We start from the raw sequence: 21,925 nt of genomic DNA, 5'->3' as shown, positions 1-21,925 counted from the left end.
GCCGGAAATCTGAGTAATCCGCACTGAGGGGAAGTGCCCCGCGCACCGGCACCCGCGACAGAAGGCGTGTTTAAACCCACCCCTCGCGTGGCGATTACGCATGATGAAGGAGACGTCGGCGAAAGCGAGGACGCTGTGCTGGGCTTGCCCGAGCAGATCACGGCCTGCCTGTTCGATCTTGACGGCGTGCTCACCGATACCGCGAGCGTGCACAAGAAGGCCTGGAAGGCCATGTTCGACAACTATCTGCGCCGGCGGGCCGAACGCACGGGTGAACCGTTCGTCGAGTTCGACATCGCCGGCGACTACCTGAGCTATGTCGACGGCAAGCGCCGCGAGGATGGCGTCCGGTCCTTTCTGACCAGCCGCGGCATCGAACTGCCCGAGGGCACACCGGACGACGCCGCCGATGTCGACACCGTCGAAGGTCTGGGCAACCGCAAGAACGCCATGTTCCACCAGACCCTGCTATCCGACGGAGTCGAGGTTTTCGAAGGGTCCCGCCGCTACCTGCAGGCCGCGACCGACGCGGGCCTGCGCCGGGCCGTGGTGTCCTCCAGTGCCAATACCGAGGAGGTACTCAAGATCACCGGACTCGACGCATTCATCGAGCAGCGAGTGGATGGGGTGACGATGCGCGAGGAGAACTTGCCGGGCAAGCCGGCGCCGGACAGCTTCTTGCGCGCAGCCGAACTACTGGGCGTCTCTCCCGCGCAGGCCGCGGTGTTCGAGGACGCCTTGGCCGGGGTCGCTGCGGGCCGGGCGGGAAAGTTCGGTTTCGTGGTCGGCGTGGACCGCGTCGGGCAGGCCGAGCAGCTGCACCGCGACGGCGCCGACGTCGTGGTCACCGACCTGGCGGAGCTGATCTAGGGCCATGATGATCACCCACGACGCGTACCCGGTGGAACCGTGGCAGGTACGGGAAACCCGCCTGGACCTCAACCTTCTTGCGCAATCCGAATCGCTGTTCGCGCTGTCCAACGGCCACATCGGTCTGCGCGGCAACCTCGACGAGGGCGAGCCGTACGGCCTGCCGGGCACATACCTGGCCGGATTCTTCGAGGTGCGCCCACTGCCTTACGCCGAAGCCGGATTCGGCTACCCCGAGGCCGGGCAGACCGTCGTCAACGTCACCAACGGCAAGCTGCTGCGGCTGCTCGTCGATGACGAGCCGTTCGACGTCCGTTACGGCGATCTGATCGGTCATGAGCGCACCCTGGACATGCGCGCCGGCACTCTGACCCGCCACGCGCATTGGCGTTCCCCGGCGGGAAAGCAGGTCAAGGTGGTCACCACCCGCCTGGTGTCGTTCGCCCATCGAGGCGTCGCCGCCATCGAGTACTGCGTCGAGGCGATCGACGAATTCGTCCGGGTCACAGTGCAATCCGAGCTCGTCACCAACGAAGATCAACCCGAGACATCCGACGATCCACGTGTCTCGGCCGTACTGAAACACCCGCTGCGCGCTGTACATCACGAAAACACCGACAGCGGTGCGCTTCTGGTGCATCGCACGGTCGGGAGTGGACTGATGATGGCAGCCGCGATGGACCATGACGTCGAGGTGCCCGGACGCGTCGAGGTCAGCACGGACGCCAGCGAGGACCTGGCCCGGACCACGGTGATCTGCGGGCTGCGGCCGGGCCAGAAGCTTCGCATCGTCAAATATCTCGGCTACGGATGGTCCAGCCTGCGCTCCCGTCCGGCGTTGCGCGATCAGGCCGCCGCGGCGATCACCGGCGCCCGGTACAGCGGGTGGCAGGGACTGCTCGACTCTCAGCGCGCCTATCTCGACGAGTTCTGGGACTGCGCAGACGTCGAGGTGGAGGGCGACCCGGACTGTCAGCAGGCGGTGCGATTCGGGTTGTTCCACGTGCTGCAGGCCAGTGCCCGCGCCGAGCGCCGCGCCATCGCGGGCAAGGGGCTGACCGGCACCGGCTATGACGGCCATGCGTTCTGGGACACCGAGGGTTTCGTGCTCCCGGTGCTCACCTACACCAAACCGCAGGCCGCGGCGGACGCGCTGCGGTGGCGGGCCTCCACGCTGGACCTCGCCCGCGAGCGTGCCCAACAGCTCGATCTGTTGGGCGCCAGTTTCCCGTGGCGCACGATCCGGGGCGAGGAGTGCTCGGCGTATTGGCCGGCGGGCACGGCTGCGTGGCACATCAACGCCGACATCGCCGCCGCGTTCGAGCGCTATCGCGTTGTCACCGGCGATGATTCGCTTGAGCAGGAATGCGGGCTCGCGGTTCTGGTGGACACCGCCCGGCTGTGGATGTCGTTGGGCCACCACGACCGCCACGGGGTCTGGCATCTGGACGGGGTGACCGGGCCGGACGAATACACCGCGGTGGTGCGCGACAACGTCTTCACCAATCTGATGGCCGCGCACAACCTGCGGGTGGCCGTGGCCGCGTGCACGCGCCATCCCGATGCCTCCTACTCGATGGGTGTCACCACCGAGGAGACCGCCGCCTGGCGCGACGCGGCCGACGCCGCGCACATTCCCTACGACGACGAGTTGGGTGTGCACCAGCAGTGTCAGGGCTTCACCACCCTGGCCGAATGGGACTTCTCGGCCAATACCGCCTACCCGCTGCTGCTGCACGAGCCGTATGTGCGGCTCTATCCGGCCCAGGTGCTCAAGCAGGCCGATCTGGTGCTGGCGATGCAGTGGCAGAGCCACGCATTCACCCCGGAACAGCGGGCCCGCAACGTCGACTACTACGAGCGGCGCACCACCCGGGACTCGTCGCTGTCGGCCTGCACCCAGGCCGTGATGTGTGCCGATGTGGGTCATCTCGAGCTGGCCCACGACTACGCCTACGAGGCGGCCCTGATCGATCTGCGTGACCTGCACCAGAACACCCGTGACGGCCTGCACATGGCGTCGCTGGCCGGAGCATGGACTGCCCTGGTGGCCGGATTCGGCGGGCTGCGCGACGACGAGGGCGTTCTCTTCCTGGACCCCCACCTGCCCGACGGCATCTCCTGCCTGCGTTTCCGGTTGCGATGGAAGGGTTTTCGGGTGACGGTCGAGGCGACCCACGACAACGTCACCTACACGTTGCGCGACGGCCCCGACGGGTCGCTGACCATCCGTCACGCCGGCGATGACGTGGCACTCAGCACCAGTGGACCGACCACCGTCGCCGTCGTTCCACGCCTCGCGCTGCTGCCGCCACCACCTCAGCCGCCCGGGCGAGAGCCGATACGTCGTCGCGCCGGCCGCTCCGAGCGGTAGGGACGCCGTCGCGGGGTTTGAAGTACCGACGGCGCGGGGTACCCCGCTTCTCGTACGTCACGGCGGTGGCGTCGCTGCTTGGCGCCCGCCGCTGAACAGCGAAAGGAGCGCGCGGTGACCGGTACACAGCCCAAGCCGACAACCACCGACGCCGGAATCCCGGTTTACAGCGACGAACACTCGCTGACGATCGGTCCCGACGGGCCGATCCTGCTGCAAGACCACTATCTGATCGAGCAGATGGCGATGTTCAACCGGGAGCGGATCCCGGAGCGCCAGCCGCATGCCAAAGGCGGAGGCGCATTCGGCCATTTCGAGGTCACCAACGACGTCAGCGCGTACACCAAGGCCGCACTGTTCCAGCCGGGCGTCAAAACCGAGACCCTGACCCGGTTTTCGACCGTCGCCGGCGAGCGCGGCAGCCCAGACACCTGGCGCGACCCGCGCGGGTTCGCCACCAAGTTCTACACGTCCGACGGCAACTTCGACATGGTCGGCAACAACACGCCGGTGTTCTTCATGCGTGACCCGTTGAAGTTCCAGCACTTCATCCGCTCCCAGAAACGGCGGGCCGGTAACAACCTGCGTGATCACGACATGCAGTGGGATTTCTGGACGCTGTCCCCCGAGTCAGCACATCAGGTGACATGGCTGATGGGCGATCGTGGCATCCCCCGCGACTGGCGGCACATGAACGGCTACTCCAGCCACACCTACAGCTGGATCAACGCGGCCGGGGAGATCTTCTGGGTCAAGTACCACTTCAAGACCGACCAGGGCGTCGAGTTCCTCACCCAGGAGGAAGGCGATGAGATGGCCGGCATCGACGGCGATGCCCATCAGCGCGACCTGTACTCGGCGATCGAGCGCGGCGAGTTCCCGACCTGGTCGTTGAAGGTGCAGATCATGCCGTTCGAGGAGGCCAAGGACTATCGGTTCAATCCGTTCGACCTGACCAAGGTGTGGCCGCACGGCGACTATCCGCTGATCGACGTCGGCACGTTGCGCCTGGACCGCAACGTCACCGATTACCACACCGAGATGGAGCAGGCCGCCTTCGAACCGAACAACCGGGTGCCCGGCACCGGCCTGAGTCCCGACAAGATGCTGTTGGCGCGTGACTTCTCCTACGCCGATGCCCACCGCCACCGGCTCGGCAGCAACTACAAGCAGATTCCGGTCAACTCGCCGAAGGTGGAGGTGAACAGCTACTCGAAGGACGGCGCCATGCGGATCAAGAACGTGTCCGATCCGGTGTACGCCCCGAATTCGTACGGCGGCCCGCAGGCCGATCCGGCGCGTACCGGCGAATCACTGTGGCACGCCGACGGTGACATGGTGCGTGCGGCGTACAGCCTGCACGCCGAGGACGACGACTGGGGTCAGGCCGGAACGCTGGTGCGCGATGTGCTCGACGACGCGGCGCGGGCACGCCTGGTGTCCAACATCGCCGGGCACCTGTCGAAGGGCGTCTCCGAGCATGTCCTGGAACGGGCTTTCGAATATTGGAAGAACGTCGACAAGCAACTCGGCGAGAAGGTCGAATCAGCCGTCCGCAACGGCTGACCAACCCGCAGAGCCGCTGGGTCCGAGGATGTGCGCGATCTCGGCAACCACCGCGGCGCGCATTTCATCGTCGCTGAGTGAGTCCAGGCCGGTGGCCGATTTGAGGAACGGCTCGAACAACCGCCAACCCAGTTGCAGCGCAACGGCATTGGCGACGGCGAGCCGTCCACTGCGCTCATCCGCGAAATGCGGGAGCACCTGGCCGAGCAGCCTGGTCACCCCCGGGAACCGCGTCTGGAGACGCCCCACGGGATAGCCGTCGAGCACAGCCCTGGCCATCAGCCTCATGTGCTGGTCCAAGGTCCGGTCGATCTCGTCGGCCGGACCGCCGGCATCCAGCAAGTCAGTGAGCCGGCCGCCGAGGTGATCGAGTACGGCGCCCACCAGCTGATCTTTGGTGCCGAAGTGCCGGTAGATCAGCCCATGGTTGACCTTGGACCTGGCGGCGATGTCCCGGATCGACGTGGCGGCCGGTCCCTGCGCGGCGAACAGCTCCGCCGCGGCCGCCAGTGCGGCCGCCACCACCTCCTCCCGGCCGACCGGGCCCGCCGCATCCTTGGACGGTGGCGTCGGTGTAGTCATGTGGCTACACTAGCCCACATGCAGGTGTAGTCGCTTGACTACATTTGTTCCGACCAGCGCAAAGGACAATCCGATGACCGCATCCAGCACCACTGCCCTCACCGTCAAGAAGCTCGGCAGCCGAATCGGTGCCCGCATCGACGGGGTGCGGTTGTCCGGAGACCTCGACGAGAGCACGGTCACCGAGATCCGGCGCACCCTGCTGCAACACAAGGTGATCTTCTTCGGCGGTCAGCACGATCTCACCGACGAAGAGCAGAACGCGTTCGCCCGCCTGCTTGGCCGGCCCATCGGCCACCACGCGCTCAAGTCCGATGAGGCTCCACTGATCACCCCCATCGACTCCGAGTACGCCAAGGCCACCCGCTGGCACACCGACGTCACGTTCGTGCCGGACTACCCCGCCATCTCGATCCTGCGGGCGGTGACACTGCCGGAGTACGGCGGCTCGACCCTGTGGGCCTCCACCGCGGCGGCCTACGACGCACTGCCCGAACCGCTCAAGCGGCTGACCGAAAACCTGTGGGCTGTGCACAGCAACCGCTTCGACTACGCGGCGGTGGCGGCTGCCGCGCTCAGCGACGAACAGCAGCAGCTGCGGGCGGCCTTCGAGAAGCCCGACTTCCGCACCGAGCACCCCGTGGTGCGGGTGCATCCCGAGACCGGCGAACGCACCCTGGTGGCAGGCGATTTCACCCGCGGCTTCCTCGGCCTCGACAGCCACGAATCGGCCACCCTGCTGGAGTTGCTGCAGCGCCGAATCACCGTTCCGGAGAACACGGTTCGCTGGAACTGGTCACCCGGTGACGTCGCGATCTGGGACAACCGGGCCACCCAGCACCGCGCGGTCGACGACTACGACAACCAGCGCCGCGTGATGCACCGCGTGACGCTCGCCGGCGACGTACCCGTCGACATCCACGGGCAGCGCAGCCGCCCGCTCGCGGATGCCGCTCTGCTCCAGGCGGTCTGACTCACATCTTGATCGCGGGCATCAGCCGGGTCATGTTCCACAGTCTGTTACGTCGCGCCGACAACCCCGAGATGGTCAGCGCGCCGGCCCAGATCACCAGCAGCGTGATGATCGCCTGCCAGAGCCGGTGATCGATCCCGCCGAGGATGAGCTGACGTAAACCGTTGACGCCGTATGTCATCGGGTCATAGCTGTGGAACACCTGGAACGGCCGTGAGGTCGTCTCCACCGGATACATGCCGCCCGCGCTGACCAACTGGAGCATGAGCAGGGCCATCAGCAGCACCCGGCCCACCGCGGGCCCGACCAATGCGTTGATCGCCTGGGTCGCGGCGACGAAGGCGCATGACACCAGGATCATGAAGCCCAGCATCGCGACCGGGTGTGCCACCTGCATGCCGAGCGCGAATCGCACGACGCAATAAAGGATGATCGCCTGGAATATCCCGATCACCGCCGCGGGCAGGTAGCTGGCGAGCGCCACGCGGATCGCCAGTACCTCCGCGGCGATCGGCCGGTTCTGCAACGGCCGCAACACCATCCACAGCACGAGCGCACCGAAGAACAGGGCGAGCGTGATGAAGAACGGCGCCATTCCGGTGCCGAAGTTGGGCGCGGCGTTCTCCGACGAGTTCTGCAGGTGAACCGGGCCCCCGATGGTGTCGGCGATCGCCTCCTTCTGCGCGGGCGTCCAGTCCGGCACCTGGCCGGCACCGTCGGCGAGCTTGGTCGCCAGCTCGGCCGAACCGGACCGCAGTTGCGTGGTGCCCGATTTCAGCTGCCCGGCGCCGGTATCGAGTTTCGCGATGCCACTGGCCAATTCGGCGTTGCCAGAAGCCAGCTGCTGAGCGCCGCTGCGCAGCTGGTTCAGTTTGGCGTTGAGGTCGGAGTTCTTGCTGCCCACCTGATTCAGCGCGGAGTTGAGCGGGCTGCCCGGGTTGCGCAGTGATGACGTCATCGAGATCGCCGCGTTCTCGGCGTCGGTGAGCTGCTGACGGATCTGCGGGGTGAACTGGTGGGCCCGAAGGTCATCGGCCACCCCGCGCAGGGTTCCGGCGGCATTGTTGGCGATCGGATCCGGGCTGGTCGAGAGCTGATCGATCACCGTGTTCAATGCCGTCGCGGCGGAATCCTGCGCGCCGGTGACGGCGCCGATCTGGTCGTTGGCCTGCCGCAATGCCGCGGTGCCCTCCTCGAGCTGTCGAGTGTCGCCGCCGACCTTCGACAGTGCCGACGTGACCGCCACCAGCGGATCGGTGGCCTTCGTGATGCCGTCGGAGAGCTGCTTGGCGCCGGTGGCCAGCTGGGCCGAGCCGGATCGCGCCGTGTGCAATCCGGACGCCAGCTGGCCGGCGCCGTCGTCGACTTTGACTGCCCCATCGGCGAGTTGGCCGGCTCCGTCTGCCGCCTGCTTTATCCCCGCACCCGAGCTGACAACGACCGAGAGCACCTGGTTGACCGCCTGGCCCGAGATCCGGGTCGATACCGCATTGAGCACCTGGTCGATGGCCGTGCGGCCGATGTTGGACGAGATGTAGTTGTTGGCGTCGTTGTAGACCGCGTTCAGGTTGGCCTGCTTGGGATCTCCGGTCAGCGGTGAGGCGATGGCCTCGCTGAAATCGGGGGGCAACTCCAGCATGAAGTAGTACTGGCCATGGTCGACACCTTGGCGCGCCTCGTCGGCATCCACCACGTGCCAGTTCAGGCTGGCATCGTCGGTCAAGCTCTTGGCGATCTCGGAGCCGACGTTGATCTGCTGACCCGAAACCACCGCTCCCCGATCGGAATTGACGAGTGCCACCGGCATCTTGTCGACCTGCCCGAACGGGTCCCAGTATGCCCAGAGGTAGAGCGCGCCGTACACGAGCGGCAGCAGCATCAGCACCACGATCGCGGCGCGGGTCATTCGGCTGCGGCCGAAGCGTTTGATTTCCGAGCCGAAAGCGAGTCCAGCCAACATTTCAGTTCTTTCCGGTCAGGATGCGGTGATCATGCAGATCGTGGTCGGGGGCTTCCACACCGAGCGGGTTGGTCACGCCGACGACGACACTGCGCTGTGTGGCGATGGCGCCGAGCCGTTCGACCGCGGTCGCCCGTCGCGAGTTGTCCCTGACCTGTTCGAGGTCGCCGACGACCAGGATGGGGCGATTCGAGAACAGCGCCAGGGTGACCTTCAGCAGGAACAGGTCGAGATCGGACAGTTCACTGATGTAGGTCTCGGGCGCGGGCGGCGTCAACTCTCCGAAGACCTCGCGGAGTGCGGATTCGCCGGCCTCGATCGGCACCCTTCGGTACCACGGGGCCAGCCACCGGCGCTGCTCGGCGAGCACTGTCCGCACGGTGACCGAGTCCTCCAGTTCGTCGATGTCGGCGAACGCGGCGATCGCGCAGTGTCGCCGGATCGCGCGGGGCTCGGTATCCCCGCAGACGGTCACGGTGCCGTGGCTGGGCTTGAGCCGTCCGGCCAGCGTCAGCAGCAGTGCGGTCTGGCCCCAACCGCCGGGCATCTGGATGGCATGGAATCCGGGGGTGAGCGCGAGATCGATATCGGAGAACAGCGGTCCGTGCTCGCCGTCGACCCCCAGACCGGCGGTCACGATCTGCGGCGCGGCCTCGGGCACCTCAGCCGTGCCCGCGTCCTCGGAGGCCTGGGCATCCCCGGCCTCGTCCCTGTCTTCCATCTGCGACCTTTCGATACTCACTGGTATCCATACGATACTAGCGAGTATTGTGGTGGTCATGTCGGCTGTCAAACCCACCCGCACGCGTCCCACCCGCGACGAGGTACGCGATCGGATCCTCGATGCCGCGCTGACGGTTTTCGCGGCCGAAGGGTTCGCCGGCGCCACCATCGACGCCATCGGTCACGCCGCGGGATTCACCAAAGGGGCGGTGTACTCGAACTTCGAATCCAAGGACGAGCTGTTCCTGGCCCTGCTGGACCGGCAGTTCGAGAGTCGCGGCGCCCTCATCGCCACCGCGCTCGACAGTGGCGGCGGCGACACCGCCACGATCGCCGAAGCCCTGAGCCGGTCAACACTGGACTCGATTCACGATCAGACGGAGTACCAGATCGTGCTGATCGAGTACTGGCTCCGCGCGATACGCGATCCTCAGCTGCGCGAGCGTCTCGTGGCCCGCCGGCGCGCAGCCGCAGATCAGGCCCTGCACATCGTCGAACAAGCCGGCACCGCATTGCCCGGCCACCAGCTGTCGGCACTGGCCCAACTCGTGGTCACCATCACCTCCGGTATCGCCACCGAGGAGGTGCTGCAGCCGGGCACGATCGACATCGACACCCTCACCCGGCTTTTCACAGCACTGCTGGAATCCTCGCCCGCCGCCACGCGGTGAGGCGGCTCAGGCCAGCTTCTTGTGGGTAGGCCGGCCGCCGGTGGCCTCGAAGATGACCCGCTTGCCGATCTCGACGGCGTGATCGGCGTACCGCTCGTAGTAGCGGCCCAACAATGCGACATCGACAGCCGAGCACACCCCGTCCTCCCACTGACGATCCAGCAGCAGGGTGAACAGGTGGCGGTGCTCGGCGTCGACGGCGTCGTCCTCGTCACGCAGGCGCGCGGCGGCCTCGGGATCCCGCGACACCAGCACCTCCTGCGCGGTCTGGGCCAACCGCACCGCCTGCGATCCCATGTCGGTGAAGCTCGCACGCACCTCGTCCGGCACGGCGCACTGGGGATGGCGCAACCGGGAGATGTCCGCGACATGCATGGCGAGCGCGCCCATCCGGTCGATATCGGCGGCGATGTGCATCGACCCGACGACCGTGCGCAACTCGCTGGCGACGGGCTGCTGCAGAACCAGCAGCCGGAACGCCGACTCCTCGATTCGATGGCCGTATGCGGCGATGCGTTCGTGATCGGCGATGACCTGCTCGGCCAGCGACAGGTCCGAGTCGAGCAAGGCCTCGTTGGCCCGCTGCATCGCACTGACCGCCAGGGCACACATCTCGGCGAGTTGATTGCACAATGCCGCCAACTCGTCGTGGAACGCCTTGCGCATCTGCCACACCCTCCCCGCCGGACCTCGCCGCCCGGCGAGGACTAGGTACCCGGAAAGGGTCAGCCGCTAACCGGCCGAGTTGACCGGCTCGATCGGCAGCCGCCGCAGTCCGCCAGGAGCCTCGGCCGGCACCACGGGATGCTGCGGCGCGATCGGCGCCAGTTTCCGGTACGGCTCATTCTGCGCCGGACGCTGGTCATCCTGCCCTTTGTTCGGCCACAACGACGCCGCCCGCTCGGCTTGCGCCGTGATCGACAGCGACGGATTCACACCGAGGTTCGCCGAAATGGCCGCGCCGTCCATGACATACAGCGTCGGGTAGTTGTAGACGCGCTGATACGGGTCGATGACGCCGTGCTCCGCGCTGTCACCGATGGCCGCCCCGCCGAGGAAGTGCGCGGTGAGCGGGATGTTGAACAACTCGCCCCAGGTGCCGCCCGCGACCCCGTCGACCTTCTCCGCCATCCGCCTGGTGAACTCGTTGCCCACCGGAATCCACGTCGGATTCGGCTCACCGTGGCCCTGTTTGGACGTCATCACGCGCTTGCCCCCGGGCCCACGCTTGGTGAAGGTGGTGATCGAGTTGTCCAGATGCTGCATCACCAGGGCGATGACCGTCCGCTCACTCCAGTGGGCCGGGTTCAGCAGCCGGATCAGCAGCCCTGGCCGCTCACGACCCTGGTCCAGGAACTGCCGCCAGCGCGGCACATCGGTGCCCTTCGGCCCGGTGCCGTCGGTCATCAGCGTCTGCAGCAGCCCCATGGCGTTGGAGCCCTTGCCGTAGCGCACCGGCTCGACGTGGGTGTCGGCGGTCGGATGCACCGAGGAGGTGATGGCCACGCCGTGGGTGAGATCCAGATCCGGCGACACCGTCAGGGTCTGCGCACCCACGATGGACTCGGAGTTGGTCCGGGTCAGTACGCCGAGACGCGAGGACAATTTTCCGAGTTTTCCCGAGTCCCGCATCTTGAACAGCAGCTTCTGCGTGTTGTACGTCCCGGCCGCAAGGATCAGGTGCGTCGCGGTGAAGGTCTTGCGGCGACGACGCAGCTTGCTGCCGGTACGGACGGTGGTGACCTCCCACAGACCGTCGGCGCGCTGCTCGAAATTCGTCACCGTCGTCATCGGATGTACTTGCGCCCCAGCCGATTCCGCGAGCCCGAGGTAGTTCTTGACGAGCGTGTTCTTGGCGCCGTGCCGACAACCGGTCATGCACTCGCCGCACTCGATACACCCGGTGCGAGCCGGACCGACACCGCCGAAGTACGGGTCCGGCACGGTCTTGCCCGGTGCCATCTCACCGTCGGGGCCGAAGAACACCCCGACGGGCGTCGCGACGAACGTGTCACCGCAACCCATGTCGTCGGCGACCTCTTTGACAATGCGGTCCGCATCGGTGAAGGTCGGGTTCTTCACCACACCGAGCATCCGCTGAGCCTGGTCGTAGTGCGGCATCAGCTCGGCCCGCCAGTCGGTGATGTCCTTCCACTGCGGGTCGTTGAAGAACGGGTCCGGCGGCACGTAGAGGGTGTTGGCGTAGTTCAGCGATCCGCCGCCCACGCCGGCACCGGCCAGGATCATCACGTTGCGCAGCAGATGGATGCGCTGGATGCCGTACATGCCCAGCTGCGGGGCCCAGAGGAACTTGCGCAGATCCCACGAGGTCTTGGCGAAATCCGCGTCGGTGAACCGCTGGCCGGCTTCGAGTACACCGACCCGATAGCCCTTCTCTGTCAGCCGCAGCGCACTGACGCTGCCGCCGAACCCCGAACCGATCACCAAGACGTCATAGTCAGGCTTCATGTGATCAGTATGACGCTACCCACAGGTAACTTCTAGACAGGAAGCCCTAACTTGTAAAGAAGAAGCCTTGAGCCGCTCGTCGCTTTCCACATGAGGGTCGCGAACTCGGCATCGACACAACCCAGCGGTAGAAACCGGCGAAAGGCCCCGCACCGGCGAAGGTGACCCGCGCAGGGGCTAGGACCCGACCGTGAGGCCGACCTTCTGGAACTCCTTGAGATCGCAGTACCCGGCCTTGGCCATCGACCGGCGCAGGCCACCGACCAGGTTCAGCGAACCGAACGGATCGTCGGACGGCCCGGTCAGCACCTGTTCCAGACCGGGGCGCTCCCCGACCGCCACCTGCAGCATGGCGCCACGCGGCAAGGACGGATGCGCGGCCGCAGTGGGCCAGAACCAGCCACCGCCCTGCGCCTCGGCAGCGACCGCCAGCGGCGTGCCCAGCACCACCGCGTCGGCCCCGCAGGCAATCGCCTTGGCCAGGTCGCCGGACGAATGGATGTCGCCGTCGGCCAGCACGTGCACGTACCGGCCGCCGGTCTCGTCGAGGTACTCGCGGCGTGCGGCAGCCGCATCGGCGATCGCGGTGGCCATCGGCACGCTGATGCCGAGCACTTCGTCGCTCGTGGTGACACCGGCCGTCGAGCCGTAGCCGACGATCACGCCTGCCGCGCCGGTGCGCATCAGGTGCAGCGCGGTGCGGTGGTCGAGCACGCCGCCGGCCACCACCGGGACGTCGAGCTCGGAGATGAACGTCTTCAAATTGAGGGGTTCGCCGTCGGACGCGACGCGCTCGGCGGAGATGATGGTGCCCTGGACGACCAGCAGGTCGATCCCGGCGGCCACCAGCGTCGGGGTCAGCGCCTGGGCGTTCTGCGGGCTGACGCGGACCGCGGTGGTCACGCCGGCCTCACGGATGCGGGCCACGGCCGCACCGAGCAGCTCGGGGTCCAGCGGCGCGGCATGCAGCTGCTGCAGCAGCCGGATGGCCGCCGAGTCATCGTCAGCGCTCGCCGCAACGTCGCGGAGCTGGGCGATCTTGTCCTCGACATCGGCATGCCTGCCGATCAGGCCTTCGCCGTTGAGCACGCCCAACCCGCCGAGCCGACCCATCTCGATCGCGAACTCCACCGACACCAGGGAGTCGGTGGGGTGCGCGACGACCGGAACCTCGAAGCGGTAGGCATCGAGCTGCCACGCCGTCGACACGTCCTGGGACGAGCGGGTGCGCCGCGAGGGCACGATCGTGACGTCGTCGAGCTCATAGGTGCGCCGGGCGGTTCTGCCCATGCCGATTTCAACCATGTCGCGCATGACTGCTCTTAGTCTCCTGCCCCACCGAATCAGCGGGTGTAGTAGTTGGGGGCCTCGACAGTCATGGTGATGTCGTGCGGGTGGCTTTCCTTCAACCCGGCCGCCGTGATCTGAACGAACTGCGCCTGCTGCAGCTGCTCGATGGTGCCCGCGCCGGTGTAGCCCATGGCGGCGCGCAGCCCGCCGGTCAGCTGGTGGATCACTGTCCCCAGCGGACCACGGAACGGCACGCGACCCTCGATGCCCTCGGGCACCAGCTTGTCCTCGGAGAGCACGTCGTCCTGGAAGTAGCGGTCCTTCGAGTAGGACTTGCCACCGCCGCGTCCCTGCATGGCGCCCAGCGAGCCCATGCCGCGGTAACTCTTGAACTGCTTGCCGTTGACGAAGATCAGGTCCCCGGGCGACTCGGCGGTGCCGGCCAGCAGCGATCCCAGCATGGCTGTCGAGGCACCAGCGGCCAGCGCCTTGGCGATGTCACCGGAGTACTGCAGGCCGCCGTCGGCGATCACCGGCACGCCATATGGACGGCAGGCTGCCACCGCCTCAAGGATGGCGGTGATCTGCGGGGCGCCTACGCCGGCCACCACGCGGGTGGTGCAGATGGAGCCCGGGCCGACACCGACCTTGACCGCGTCGGCACCTGCCTGCACCAGTGCGGCGGCCGCCGCGCGGGTCGCGACGTTGCCGCCGACCACCTCGACGCGCTCGCCCACAGCGTTCTTCACGCGCGCCACCATGTCGAGCACACCCCGGTTGTGGGCGTGCGCGGTGTCGACGATCAGCACGTCGACACCCGCGTCGACCAGGGTCATGGCCCGGGCCCAGGCATCGTCGCCGACGCCGACTGCGGCGCCGACCAGCAGCCGACCGTCGCTGTCCTTGGTGGCCAACGGGAACTGCTCGGTCTTGACGAAGTCCTTGACCGTGATCAGGCCGGTCAGCTTGCCTTGTCCGTCCACGATCGGCAGCTTCTCGATCTTGTGACGGCGCAACAGCCCCAGCGCGGCCTCGGCCGAGACACCTTCCTGTGCGGTGATCAGCGGCGGCTTGGTCATCACCTCGGCGACAGACTTGTTCTCGTCCACTTCGAATCGCATGTCGCGGTTGGTGATGATCCCGACGAGTTCGCCCGAGCCGTCCACGACCGGCAGACCGGAGATCCGGAACCGGGCACACTTCGCGTCGACCTCGGCCAGCGTGTCGGTCGGCGAGCAGGTGACCGGGTCGGTGACCATGCCGGCCTCCGACCGCTTCACCGTTTCCACCTGGGCGGCCTGCTCGGCGGCCGGAAGGTTGCGGTGCAGCACACCCATGCCGCCCGCACGGGCCATCGCGATGGCCATGCGGGATTCGGTGACGGTGTCCATCGCGGAGCTGACCAACGGCACGCGCAGGCGGATGTTGCGGGTCAGCTGACTCGAGGTGTCAGCGGCGGCGGGAACCACATCGGAGGCAGCCGGCAGCAGTAGCACATCGTCAAAGGTGAGACCGAGCATCGCGATCTTGGTGGGATCGTCGCCGCCGGTCGGCACCGGTACGGCGATGGGAACGCTGCTTTCAGCGATCGACATGGGTGGGGCCTCCAGTGGCAGGCGTAAAGCGTGTAACCAGATTCTATCGGCTCGGATATTTACAGTGATGTTGCCGCTCCTTGCACCTCAGGCGCACATCCCTGCATGGATCCGGACGGCTGGCGCGATGGGAGCACGGCTGCGTAGTGTGGGACTCGTGCGTGACCACCTCCCCCCTGGTTTGCCGCCCGATCCGTTTGCCGACGATCCGTGCGATCCGTCGGCTGCGCTGGACGCCATCGAGCCGGGCCAGCCCCTGGACCCCCAGGAACGGACGGCTGTCGAGGCTGATCTAGCCGATCTCGCGGTGTACGAAGCGTTGTTGGCGCACAAGGGAATTCGCGGCCTCGTCGTGTGCTGTGACGAATGCCAGCAGGACCACTACCACGACTGGGACATGCTGCGGGCCAACCTGCTGCAGCTGCTTGTCGACGGCACCGTGCGCCCGCACGAGCCGGCCTACGACCCCGAACCCGACGCCTACGTGACATGGGATTACTGCCGCGGCTACGCCGACGCTTCCCTCAACGAGGCCACCTCGGACACCGACGGCTACCGCTGACCGCCGCCTAGCCCCGGCAACAGGGGCACCTCGATCGTCGGCAATGCCGGCCCCTCACCATTTCCCCCGCCCGCCGGGTTCTCGTGACCTGCGCCACTGCCGGTCTCGGCAGGGGCTGCCGTGGTGCGTGCCGGGGGTGCCGAGGGCACCGATGTGGGCTCGACCGCCGGAGCGACGGTCGTGCTGGTCACCGGCGGCTCGGCCGCCGGAGCGGCCGAGGTGACAGGTGCCGACGAGGTGTGTGTCGCCGAAGGCTGTGAAGCCGGCGCCGACGCGCTCGTCGTCGGCTCGGCACTGGTTGTCGGCGATGACGGCGCGGACGAGGACGGCTGGGTTGCCGGCGCAGACGTCTCGGACGGCCCGGTGGTCGCCGAAGGCGCGGTTGTCGCCGACGGGCTGGACGTCTCCGATCCGGGCGTGGTCTCGGTCGGCGAGGTCGACGGCCCAGTGGTCGGCGTCGACGTCGGCGTCTCCCCTGAGGTGCTCTCGGACGGCGAGGACGGTGTCGTCGTCACCGTCACCTCGGGCAAAACCACCGGCGGCGCATCAGGCGGGACGGTCGCGTTCGGGTCGCGGTTCTCCACCTTCACCGACAGCTGCTGCCACTGATCGACGAGCTCCTGCTTGCGCTGCTGGTCGTCGACGGTGGCGACGGTGGTGGTGAGGGTCTGCAGCTTCTGCTGCGCCTGTTCCCATTGCCCTTCGTCGATCAGCTGCTGAACCTGCTTGAGCTCACTGGACGCCAACTCGACACCCACGTCGCGCGTCACCGGCGCCGATCCGAAGACCAGCCCGCGCACGCCGTACAGTGCGTCGCCCGGGCCCGACCCGTACACCGCCGCACCGAACCCGCCGAGGCACAACAACGCGGCCGCCATAGACCCCACGAGCGCCATCGGCATGCGCACCCGCCCCTTCGAGGTGGCCTTGTCCAGCGCCGCCACTGCCTCACGGGGCGTGGCGATGCCCGACATCGGGGCGCGGCGGGCGTCGTCGCGCCATCCGGCCAGCAGCACAGCCAGTTCGGCCTCTTCGTGGTCGGTGGCGTAGACCTGCCGCTCGAGGGACAACGCCTCGATGAATTTCTCGGAACGGTTGATCTCGTTGAGAGACGGATCACCACCGTTCGATGTCCAGCGTCCGAAGTCAGGCATGGTCACGTCCCGTCGCCATGATCTCGGTCTTGAGCCGGGCCAGCGCACGGTGCTGAGCCACCCGCACCGCACCGGCCGTGCTGCCCACAGCCTCGGCTGTCTCCTCGGCACTCATGCCGACCACGACACGCAGGATCAGGATCTCGCGCTGCTTTTCGGGCAGCACGGACAACAACCTGGACATCCGCTCAGAGGACTCGGTGTCGAGCGCGGACTGCTCGGGCCCCGCGTCAAGGGAGAACCGCTCGGGCACCACGTCCGTGGGCTCGGCACGATTCCTGGCCGCCGCGCGATGCGCGTCAGCAACCTTGTGCGCAGCGATGCCATACACAAAGGCCAGGAACGGACGTCCCTGATCTTTGTAGCGCGGCAGCGCCGTTATGGCGGCCAAGCAAACCTCCTGCGCAACGTCATCAGCTGAGAGACCACTGCGCTCGGTCGCCCCCACCCTCGCCCGGACATACCGCACGACGATCGGCCGAATGATCTCCAGCACTTCCGAGAGCGCGTTCCGATCACCTGCCACTGCCTCAGCAACGACAAAGTCGAGACGGTCTCCCGAACTTGTCATCGTGGGCGATCTCTCCAGCGTTACGTTGCACCGACACTCGCGGCGGTTGGCTCAGCTAAACAATAACGATCGGGGCGGGGTAACCGTGATCAGTGCCGGTTCTGGGCGCCGGCCCAGACGCCGCCTCTGCGACGCACTGTATCGGCGCTGAGGTCCCGGATCCGACTGATTTGCGCGGCGTCGTGGGCCGCGCTGCCGATGTCGGCCAGCACGCAGGCCAACGCCCAGCGCAGCGGGATCAACCCGAACTTCTCGGTGGCCTGCAGGGCCGCGTCGGCGATCTCCCGCGCCTCGTCGACCGCGCCGGCGCTGCACAGTGCCGCAGCCAGCACGACGTCGGATTTGACCGCGTGGCGCGCGGAACGGTGACCGGCGGCAACCGCGACGCCGCGCCGGGCGTGGTCGACCGCGGCGGCACCGTCGCCCTGGACCATCGCGAGTTCGGCGCTCACCCACGACAGGCGGATCCGCCGGCGGGAGTCATCGGGCGTGTCGATCTCACGCGCGCGGTCCAGCAGCCGCGCCGATACGCCGAAGCGGCCGAGTCCGAGGGCATCGGCGGCCAGCCCGACGAGCGCGTCGGCGGCAGCCTCGTCGTCGTCGCCGCGGTGAGCCCATGCCTGGCCATCGGCAGTGCGCGCCCGCGCATGCCCGCCCAGTTGGCGAAGGAACGAGGCCCGCGTGCTGTGCGCCAACGACACCAGGGGGCCGGAGCCCGGGCATCGCAGGATGGAGGCGAGCTCACCGAAGGCAACGCCGTACCGCCCCTGCCCACCCGCGGCGACGGCCCGCAGCCAGCTCTCGTGCGGGGTGGTCGCGCTGGGCAACGGCCACCGGCCGGGGTCGTCCCCGAAGGCGACGTCAGCCAGGACCGGCGCGGCCGCCGCGATTGCAGTCATCGGTTGGCGACGCTATCAATGCCGTGGACATTGCAAGCCCCCGGGCAACCCTGAACCGGCGGACACGCGGAAATTCACTTTGCTCCCCGGTCAATAGTTAACAATTGATGGCTTGAATGTTAATGGCATGTCAACCAACTATCGCCCGCCCAAAATTGGCGACACCGCCCTCGCCTGCCCGAACAGGGAAAACACGGCCACCGTTGCCGTACCCCTAACACTCATGTCTCGGTCAAGGCATCACAACGATGAACGTGATGTAAATTCTCGACCTGCGGTTATGCCCTTTAGCACATGGGCAGCCTATTGACGCGCTTTATTCAGTCCCCCTAGTTTGTGTGCACGAGCGGTCATCGGCGACACGTGCTCAGTTCGGTTCCACCGACTCAAAACCGCCCACTTTTGGCGAAATGGGCGAGCAGAGAGGGGTTTTCCATATGCCGCAGCCGCAGCAGCTTCCCGGACCCAATGCGGATATCTGGGATTGGCAAATGCAAGGACTTTGCCGTGGCGTCGATTCGTCGATGTTCTTCCACCCCGACGGTGAACGCGGACGCGCACGGGCACAGCGAGAGGTGCGCGCCAAGGAGATGTGCCGCAGCTGCCCGGTGATCACCCAGTGCCGGTCGCACGCGCTGGCCGTCGGTGAGCCGTACGGCATCTGGGGTGGACTGAGCGAGTCGGAGCGCGAGCTCATGCTCAAGCGAGGCATCCGCCGTAGCGCCTGACCGATACAGCAAACTTCACCCGCCGAGCTGAAAAGGCCCCATCCTCACGACGGATGGGGCCTTTTCAGTTGGGCCGGCAGTTTGGGGTCAGGCGTTCTGCTGTGCCTCCTCCGCGTCATCCAGGTCGGGCAGGCTCTGCACGTCACCGTCGAGATCGGAGGTGATGTAACCCGTCAACGACTGCTCGAACGGGCTGATGGTGGCATCCGCCTTCAGATATCCGGAATGTGTTCCGGAGACGGTGATGTCGGCGACGTAGTGCACGTTGCCTTGGTTGGCGGTGTAGTCGGCCGACTCCGTGCCGTTGAGGATCATGCCGTCCTCGTTGACGTAGTCGGTGTAGGTGACGGTGCGGATCGTGCGGGTCGGATCCGTCGGGTCCGGTGCCTCGCTGACCACCGCGGTCCCGCCGCCTGCACCGGCGTACGATCCGGTCGCAGGCAACGGTGTGGTGGTGGGAACGTAGCTTCCGAGTTCCGGAGCCCAGTCCGGGTTCGGAGTAGACCGGTCGGCGGCCACCGGCCCGACGCTGGTCGTGTACTTCAGGTTCGCGATCACCAGTCGTGACTGCGTCGGATCGTCGACGCTGGACTCCCAGAACGTGACCGCGGTGCCGTCCGTATTCCAGCTCGGCATGCTGCGGGCGGCCCATCCGTCGCCGGTGTCGAACAACGGGATACCGTTCTCGCGCTTGAGCTCATCCTCTGCCGCGACCAACCATTCCTGATTCGAGACGTTGATCGGGATCGCGTACTGGTAGTACACGGGCGCGCTGACATAGGTCGGCAGGAAGTTGGGCCGCACGATCCTGGTCATCGGCGTCAGCGCGTCGAGGCCGCGGGTACTTCCGATGGCGATCCACTGCTGGTTGGGTGAGTAGTCCATGTCCTCGTCGTAGTCGAGGTTGGCAGTCACCCGCCGCACCTCACCGGTCTCCAGATCGACCACGATGTCGTCGACATTGCCGGCCTCGTAAGCCCCGCCGAGGATGACGACGCCCTTGCCATCGGGGGTCCACTGCTTGCCCTCACCGGTCGGATACACCACCCGTGCATCTTCGACCACATACCCGTCTTCGGTACGGGTCAACGTGCCCACGATGGGAAGCGCTTGGACAAGGTTGTCCGGCCCCAACACAATTCGGGTGAACAACACGTGAGTTCCGTCGGGCGAGACCCGCATCTCGCGTTGCTGGTCGATGGCGTATCCCCCGCCCGGCGGCGTGGTGATCGGAACCAGCTGCCGCCCGTCGACGCCGTCCTCGAAGACGGAATAGCGGGGCGACTGTCCGGGCACGTCGACCACCACCACGATGCGCCCCGAACCATCCTGGAAGGGAACCGGTTTGCCCAGGTTGCCGGTCTCTTCGATCGACACGCCACACGTCAGGCACTCGACCTGGCTGCCGTCGACACTGATCTGATAGATCTCCTGACGACCACCGGCGGTGGGCGTGCCGGCGAAGTAGATGGATTGTCCGTCTTCCGAATACCGCGGATTGACCGGATTCTTGACGCCGTCGGGCATCTCCAGGATGACCCGCTCAATCGCCGGGTTGAGCACCGACAGCGGAGTGTCCGATTCCGCAGTGTGCGGGCGGAACAGGCTCAGCACGTTGAACTTCCCGTCGCTCACCGACACCGTGAAGGAGTCGGTTTGGATCGAGTCGTAGTCGATGTCGTCGGGCGTGTAGGTGAAGTTGCCGGTCGCCTGGTCGATCGTGAGCGTGCCGTGCTCGGGCTGCTTCGTGACGGTGTAGGTCAGCTGATCGCCCTCGATATCGGCGGCGCCGATGTTGCCCGTGACGGTCTGCCCGGCCTGCACCGTGGTGGTCGGGTTGTACGTGACGGTCGGTGCCTGGTTGAACGCGTTACGTCGCACCCAGGCCAGTAGCGCCCACGCCATCGGTGTCAAGGGTTCCGGCGAATCGGGGGCCGGCGCCAGGAACGGGTTGAGAAGGTCGGTGACAATCCCGTTCACGAATCCAAAGACACCAGAACCTATTTCGGCAACGTCTGCCGTCGGGTTGAGCGGCGTGACGGCAGCGGTGGCCACCGGAGTACGCACCGCTCTGCTGACCGTGTCGGCCTTGAAAGCCTCTGCGGTGGATGTGGCGATCGACTCGGTGACCGTGTCGGAGAACCGCTTGACGACTGCACGGGCATCTTCGACACCAAGTGAGGTGCTCACCCTTGATGCCGCGCCACCCAGTGTGGACGCGGCGGTACTCAACGAGTCCTCCACGTCACCGATCGCCGTGAGATGCGTCGAGTTCGACTCGTTCTTCGTCGGAACGGGTGCCGTGGGCACGATGCCGGGCAGTGAGATCGACGGCAATGTGAGCGCCGCGCCGGCCTCGTTCCCCTCGCTCGGGATCACCGGCTCCGGTGAATCGCCTTGTGCCCCCTCAGCACTGGGAATTTCCGTCGACGGGCGGGCCGGTACCTTCACCGGCGGCCCGAGCTTGATGTCGCGTGACCCGATTTTGATGCTGTGGGCGCCACCGCTGCTGCTGATCGTCACGCCGGGCGCGATCTGGGTGCTCGACGAAGTCTTGCCCGAATTCTTCGCGCCGGCTTTCGGATTGGTAGACGGCGATCCGCCCGCCCCCGCCGCGCTCTCGCCTCCGGTCGCACCGGGTGCCGACGCCGTCGGGGCCTTGGCGCCGCCGGAGGATTCTCCGGTCGAGGCCGAGGTCTCCGAACTCGTCGACGGCGAGTCTGCCGACGCGCCGTCGGTCTCGGCCGCGGAAATTCCGTACCCTGTCGCGACCGCGGCGACCAACCACGCCGCGACGGCCATGCCGCCGTATCCGCCGACCCTCGCGGCAGTCTCCGCCGCTCTCCGCGATGGCCCGCGGGTGGCTGGCGCACTCCGGGCAAGCGGGGCGGGTACGTGGTTGACGGGCTGACGGTCGCTGCTCATGTTCGGCTCCGAT

At 66.9% G+C, this 21,925-nt stretch carries 19 protein-coding genes; 8 read left to right on the top strand and 11 right to left on the bottom strand.

From position 1 onward, the window contains the following. Positions 1 to 135: 135 nt before the first annotated feature. From QQ25_RS08645 to QQ25_RS08635, 3 genes are all read left to right on the top strand, one after another. Positions 136 to 870, top strand: a complete 735-nt coding sequence (locus tag QQ25_RS08645; RefSeq protein WP_039317202.1) for a beta-phosphoglucomutase family hydrolase — start codon at positions 136 to 138, stop codon at positions 868 to 870. A gap of 7 nt (positions 871 to 877) precedes the next feature. Beyond that, positions 878 to 3,244 (top strand): glycoside hydrolase family 65 protein, encoded by a 2,367-nt coding sequence (locus tag QQ25_RS08640; protein ID WP_039378648.1) that lies wholly within the window; start codon positions 878 to 880, stop codon positions 3,242 to 3,244. A gap of 114 nt (positions 3,245 to 3,358) precedes the next feature. Beyond that, positions 3,359 to 4,810: a catalase gene (locus QQ25_RS08635; RefSeq protein WP_039378245.1), complete on the top strand. Its 1,452-nt coding sequence runs from the start codon at positions 3,359 to 3,361 to the stop codon at positions 4,808 to 4,810. Here QQ25_RS08635 and QQ25_RS08630 read toward each other — a convergent pair. Then, a complete protein-coding gene (locus QQ25_RS08630; protein WP_039317198.1) occupies positions 4,790 to 5,392 on the bottom strand; it encodes a TetR/AcrR family transcriptional regulator in 603 nt (200 codons plus the stop codon). The genes QQ25_RS08635 and QQ25_RS08630 overlap by 21 nt on opposite strands. A gap of 73 nt (positions 5,393 to 5,465) precedes the next feature. Between QQ25_RS08630 and QQ25_RS08625 the strand changes: the two genes are divergently transcribed. After that, positions 5,466 to 6,365 carry a TauD/TfdA dioxygenase family protein gene (locus tag QQ25_RS08625; protein ID WP_039378244.1) on the top strand — a complete coding sequence of 300 codons (900 nt, stop codon included), beginning with the start codon at positions 5,466 to 5,468 and terminating at the stop codon, positions 6,363 to 6,365. 1 nt (position 6,366) lies between these two features. Here QQ25_RS08625 and QQ25_RS08620 read toward each other — a convergent pair whose 3' ends face one another. After that, positions 6,367 to 8,325 (bottom strand): YhgE/Pip domain-containing protein, encoded by a 1,959-nt coding sequence (locus tag QQ25_RS08620; RefSeq protein ID WP_039378242.1) that lies wholly within the window; start codon positions 8,323 to 8,325, stop codon positions 6,367 to 6,369. 1 nt (position 8,326) lies between these two features. Next, positions 8,327 to 9,046, bottom strand: a complete 720-nt coding sequence (locus QQ25_RS08615; RefSeq protein ID WP_039378240.1) for a P-loop NTPase family protein — start codon at positions 9,044 to 9,046, stop codon at positions 8,327 to 8,329. Between the two features lie 58 nt (positions 9,047 to 9,104). Between QQ25_RS08615 and QQ25_RS08610 the strand changes: the two genes are divergently transcribed. After that, positions 9,105 to 9,719, top strand: a complete 615-nt coding sequence (locus QQ25_RS08610; protein WP_276015605.1) for a TetR/AcrR family transcriptional regulator — start codon at positions 9,105 to 9,107, stop codon at positions 9,717 to 9,719. A gap of 6 nt (positions 9,720 to 9,725) precedes the next feature. Here the strand turns inward: QQ25_RS08610 and phoU are convergent, their stop codons facing one another. The 4 genes from phoU to guaB form a co-directional block, all read right to left on the bottom strand. Beyond that, positions 9,726 to 10,385 (bottom strand): phosphate signaling complex protein PhoU, encoded by a 660-nt coding sequence (gene phoU / locus QQ25_RS08605; protein ID WP_039317190.1) that lies wholly within the window; start codon positions 10,383 to 10,385, stop codon positions 9,726 to 9,728. Positions 10,386 to 10,451: 66 nt separating this feature from the next. Beyond that, complete coding sequence (locus QQ25_RS08600) at positions 10,452 to 12,188, bottom strand: GMC family oxidoreductase (RefSeq protein WP_039317188.1); 1,737 nt, start codon at positions 12,186 to 12,188, stop codon at positions 10,452 to 10,454. Between the two features lie 177 nt (positions 12,189 to 12,365). Further along, positions 12,366 to 13,502: a GuaB3 family IMP dehydrogenase-related protein gene (locus QQ25_RS08595; protein ID WP_039317186.1), complete on the bottom strand. Its 1,137-nt coding sequence runs from the start codon at positions 13,500 to 13,502 to the stop codon at positions 12,366 to 12,368. Between the two features lie 29 nt (positions 13,503 to 13,531). Further along, a complete protein-coding gene (guaB, locus tag QQ25_RS08590; RefSeq protein WP_039317184.1) occupies positions 13,532 to 15,073 on the bottom strand; it encodes an IMP dehydrogenase in 1,542 nt (513 codons plus the stop codon). 157 nt (positions 15,074 to 15,230) lie between these two features. On the opposite strand from guaB, the gene QQ25_RS08585 reads away from it, so the two are divergent. Then, a complete protein-coding gene (locus QQ25_RS08585) occupies positions 15,231 to 15,635 on the top strand; it encodes a DUF5319 domain-containing protein (protein ID WP_003882245.1) in 405 nt (134 codons plus the stop codon). Here QQ25_RS08585 and QQ25_RS08580 read toward each other — a convergent pair. The 3 genes from QQ25_RS08580 to QQ25_RS08570 all read right to left on the bottom strand — a co-directional run bounded on the left by QQ25_RS08580 (position 15,626) and on the right by QQ25_RS08570 (position 18,259). Beyond that, positions 15,626 to 16,789, bottom strand: coding sequence for an anti-sigma-D factor RsdA (locus QQ25_RS08580; protein ID WP_039378238.1), 1,164 nt, complete (start codon positions 16,787 to 16,789; stop codon positions 15,626 to 15,628). The two genes, QQ25_RS08585 and QQ25_RS08580, sit on opposite strands and share 10 nt — an antisense overlap. Next, complete coding sequence (locus tag QQ25_RS08575) at positions 16,782 to 17,360, bottom strand: sigma-70 family RNA polymerase sigma factor (protein ID WP_039317126.1); 579 nt, start codon at positions 17,358 to 17,360, stop codon at positions 16,782 to 16,784. The genes QQ25_RS08580 and QQ25_RS08575 overlap by 8 nt, the downstream gene beginning before the upstream one ends. 89 nt (positions 17,361 to 17,449) lie before the next feature. Further along, the gene (locus QQ25_RS08570; protein ID WP_039317124.1) at positions 17,450 to 18,259 is read right to left on the bottom strand and encodes a tetratricopeptide repeat protein; all 810 of its coding nucleotides are present in this window, start codon (positions 18,257 to 18,259) and stop codon (positions 17,450 to 17,452) included. A gap of 437 nt (positions 18,260 to 18,696) precedes the next feature. On the opposite strand from QQ25_RS08570, the gene QQ25_RS08565 reads away from it, so the two are divergent. After that, positions 18,697 to 18,987, top strand: a complete 291-nt coding sequence (locus QQ25_RS08565; protein ID WP_039378236.1) for a WhiB family transcriptional regulator — start codon at positions 18,697 to 18,699, stop codon at positions 18,985 to 18,987. Positions 18,988 to 19,074: 87 nt separating this feature from the next. Here QQ25_RS08565 and QQ25_RS08560 read toward each other — a convergent pair whose 3' ends face one another. Next, positions 19,075 to 21,177, bottom strand: a complete 2,103-nt coding sequence (locus tag QQ25_RS08560) for an Ig-like domain-containing protein (RefSeq protein ID WP_234706054.1) — start codon at positions 21,175 to 21,177, stop codon at positions 19,075 to 19,077. Between QQ25_RS08560 and QQ25_RS30960 the strand changes: the two genes are divergently transcribed. Beyond that, positions 21,170 to 21,898 carry a hypothetical protein gene (locus QQ25_RS30960; protein WP_039378235.1) on the top strand — a complete coding sequence of 243 codons (729 nt, stop codon included), beginning with the start codon at positions 21,170 to 21,172 and terminating at the stop codon, positions 21,896 to 21,898. The two genes, QQ25_RS08560 and QQ25_RS30960, sit on opposite strands and share 8 nt — an antisense overlap. The last annotated feature ends 27 nt before the right edge of the window (positions 21,899 to 21,925 follow it).

This window comes from Mycolicibacterium setense, assembly GCF_000805385.1.
GTDB lineage: Bacteria > Actinomycetota > Actinomycetes > Mycobacteriales > Mycobacteriaceae > Mycobacterium > Mycobacterium setense.
Note: the sequence above shows the minus strand (reverse complement) of the source record. Positions and strands in the feature narration are given on the sequence as shown.

Bases quoted from the DNA above. Each gene is read 5' to 3' on its own strand.
- QQ25_RS08630 (WP_039317198.1), bottom strand. From the start codon at position 5,392: ATGACTACACCGACGCCACCGTCCAAGGATGCGGCGGGCCCGGTCGGC.
- QQ25_RS08580 (WP_039378238.1), bottom strand. From the start codon at position 16,789: ATGCCTGACTTCGGACGCTGGACATCGAACGGTGGTGATCCGTCTCTC.
- guaB (WP_039317184.1), bottom strand. From the start codon at position 15,073: ATGTCGATCGCTGAAAGCAGCGTTCCCATCGCCGTACCGGTGCCGACC.
- QQ25_RS08600 (WP_039317188.1), bottom strand. From the start codon at position 12,188: ATGAAGCCTGACTATGACGTCTTGGTGATCGGTTCGGGGTTCGGCGGC.
- QQ25_RS08570 (WP_039317124.1), bottom strand. From the start codon at position 18,259: ATGACTGCAATCGCGGCGGCCGCGCCGGTCCTGGCTGACGTCGCCTTC.
- QQ25_RS08595 (WP_039317186.1), bottom strand. From the start codon at position 13,502: ATGCGCGACATGGTTGAAATCGGCATGGGCAGAACCGCCCGGCGCACC.
- QQ25_RS08620 (WP_039378242.1), bottom strand. From the start codon at position 8,325: ATGTTGGCTGGACTCGCTTTCGGCTCGGAAATCAAACGCTTCGGCCGC.
- QQ25_RS08575 (WP_039317126.1), bottom strand. From the start codon at position 17,360: ATGACAAGTTCGGGAGACCGTCTCGACTTTGTCGTTGCTGAGGCAGTG.
- QQ25_RS08615 (WP_039378240.1), bottom strand. From the start codon at position 9,046: ATGGAAGACAGGGACGAGGCCGGGGATGCCCAGGCCTCCGAGGACGCG.
- QQ25_RS08640 (WP_039378648.1), top strand. From the start codon at position 878: ATGATCACCCACGACGCGTACCCGGTGGAACCGTGGCAGGTACGGGAA.
- QQ25_RS08610 (WP_276015605.1), top strand. From the start codon at position 9,105: ATGTCGGCTGTCAAACCCACCCGCACGCGTCCCACCCGCGACGAGGTA.
- QQ25_RS08565 (WP_039378236.1), top strand. From the start codon at position 18,697: ATGCCGCAGCCGCAGCAGCTTCCCGGACCCAATGCGGATATCTGGGAT.
- phoU (WP_039317190.1), bottom strand. From the start codon at position 10,385: ATGCGCAAGGCGTTCCACGACGAGTTGGCGGCATTGTGCAATCAACTC.
- QQ25_RS08625 (WP_039378244.1), top strand. From the start codon at position 5,466: ATGACCGCATCCAGCACCACTGCCCTCACCGTCAAGAAGCTCGGCAGC.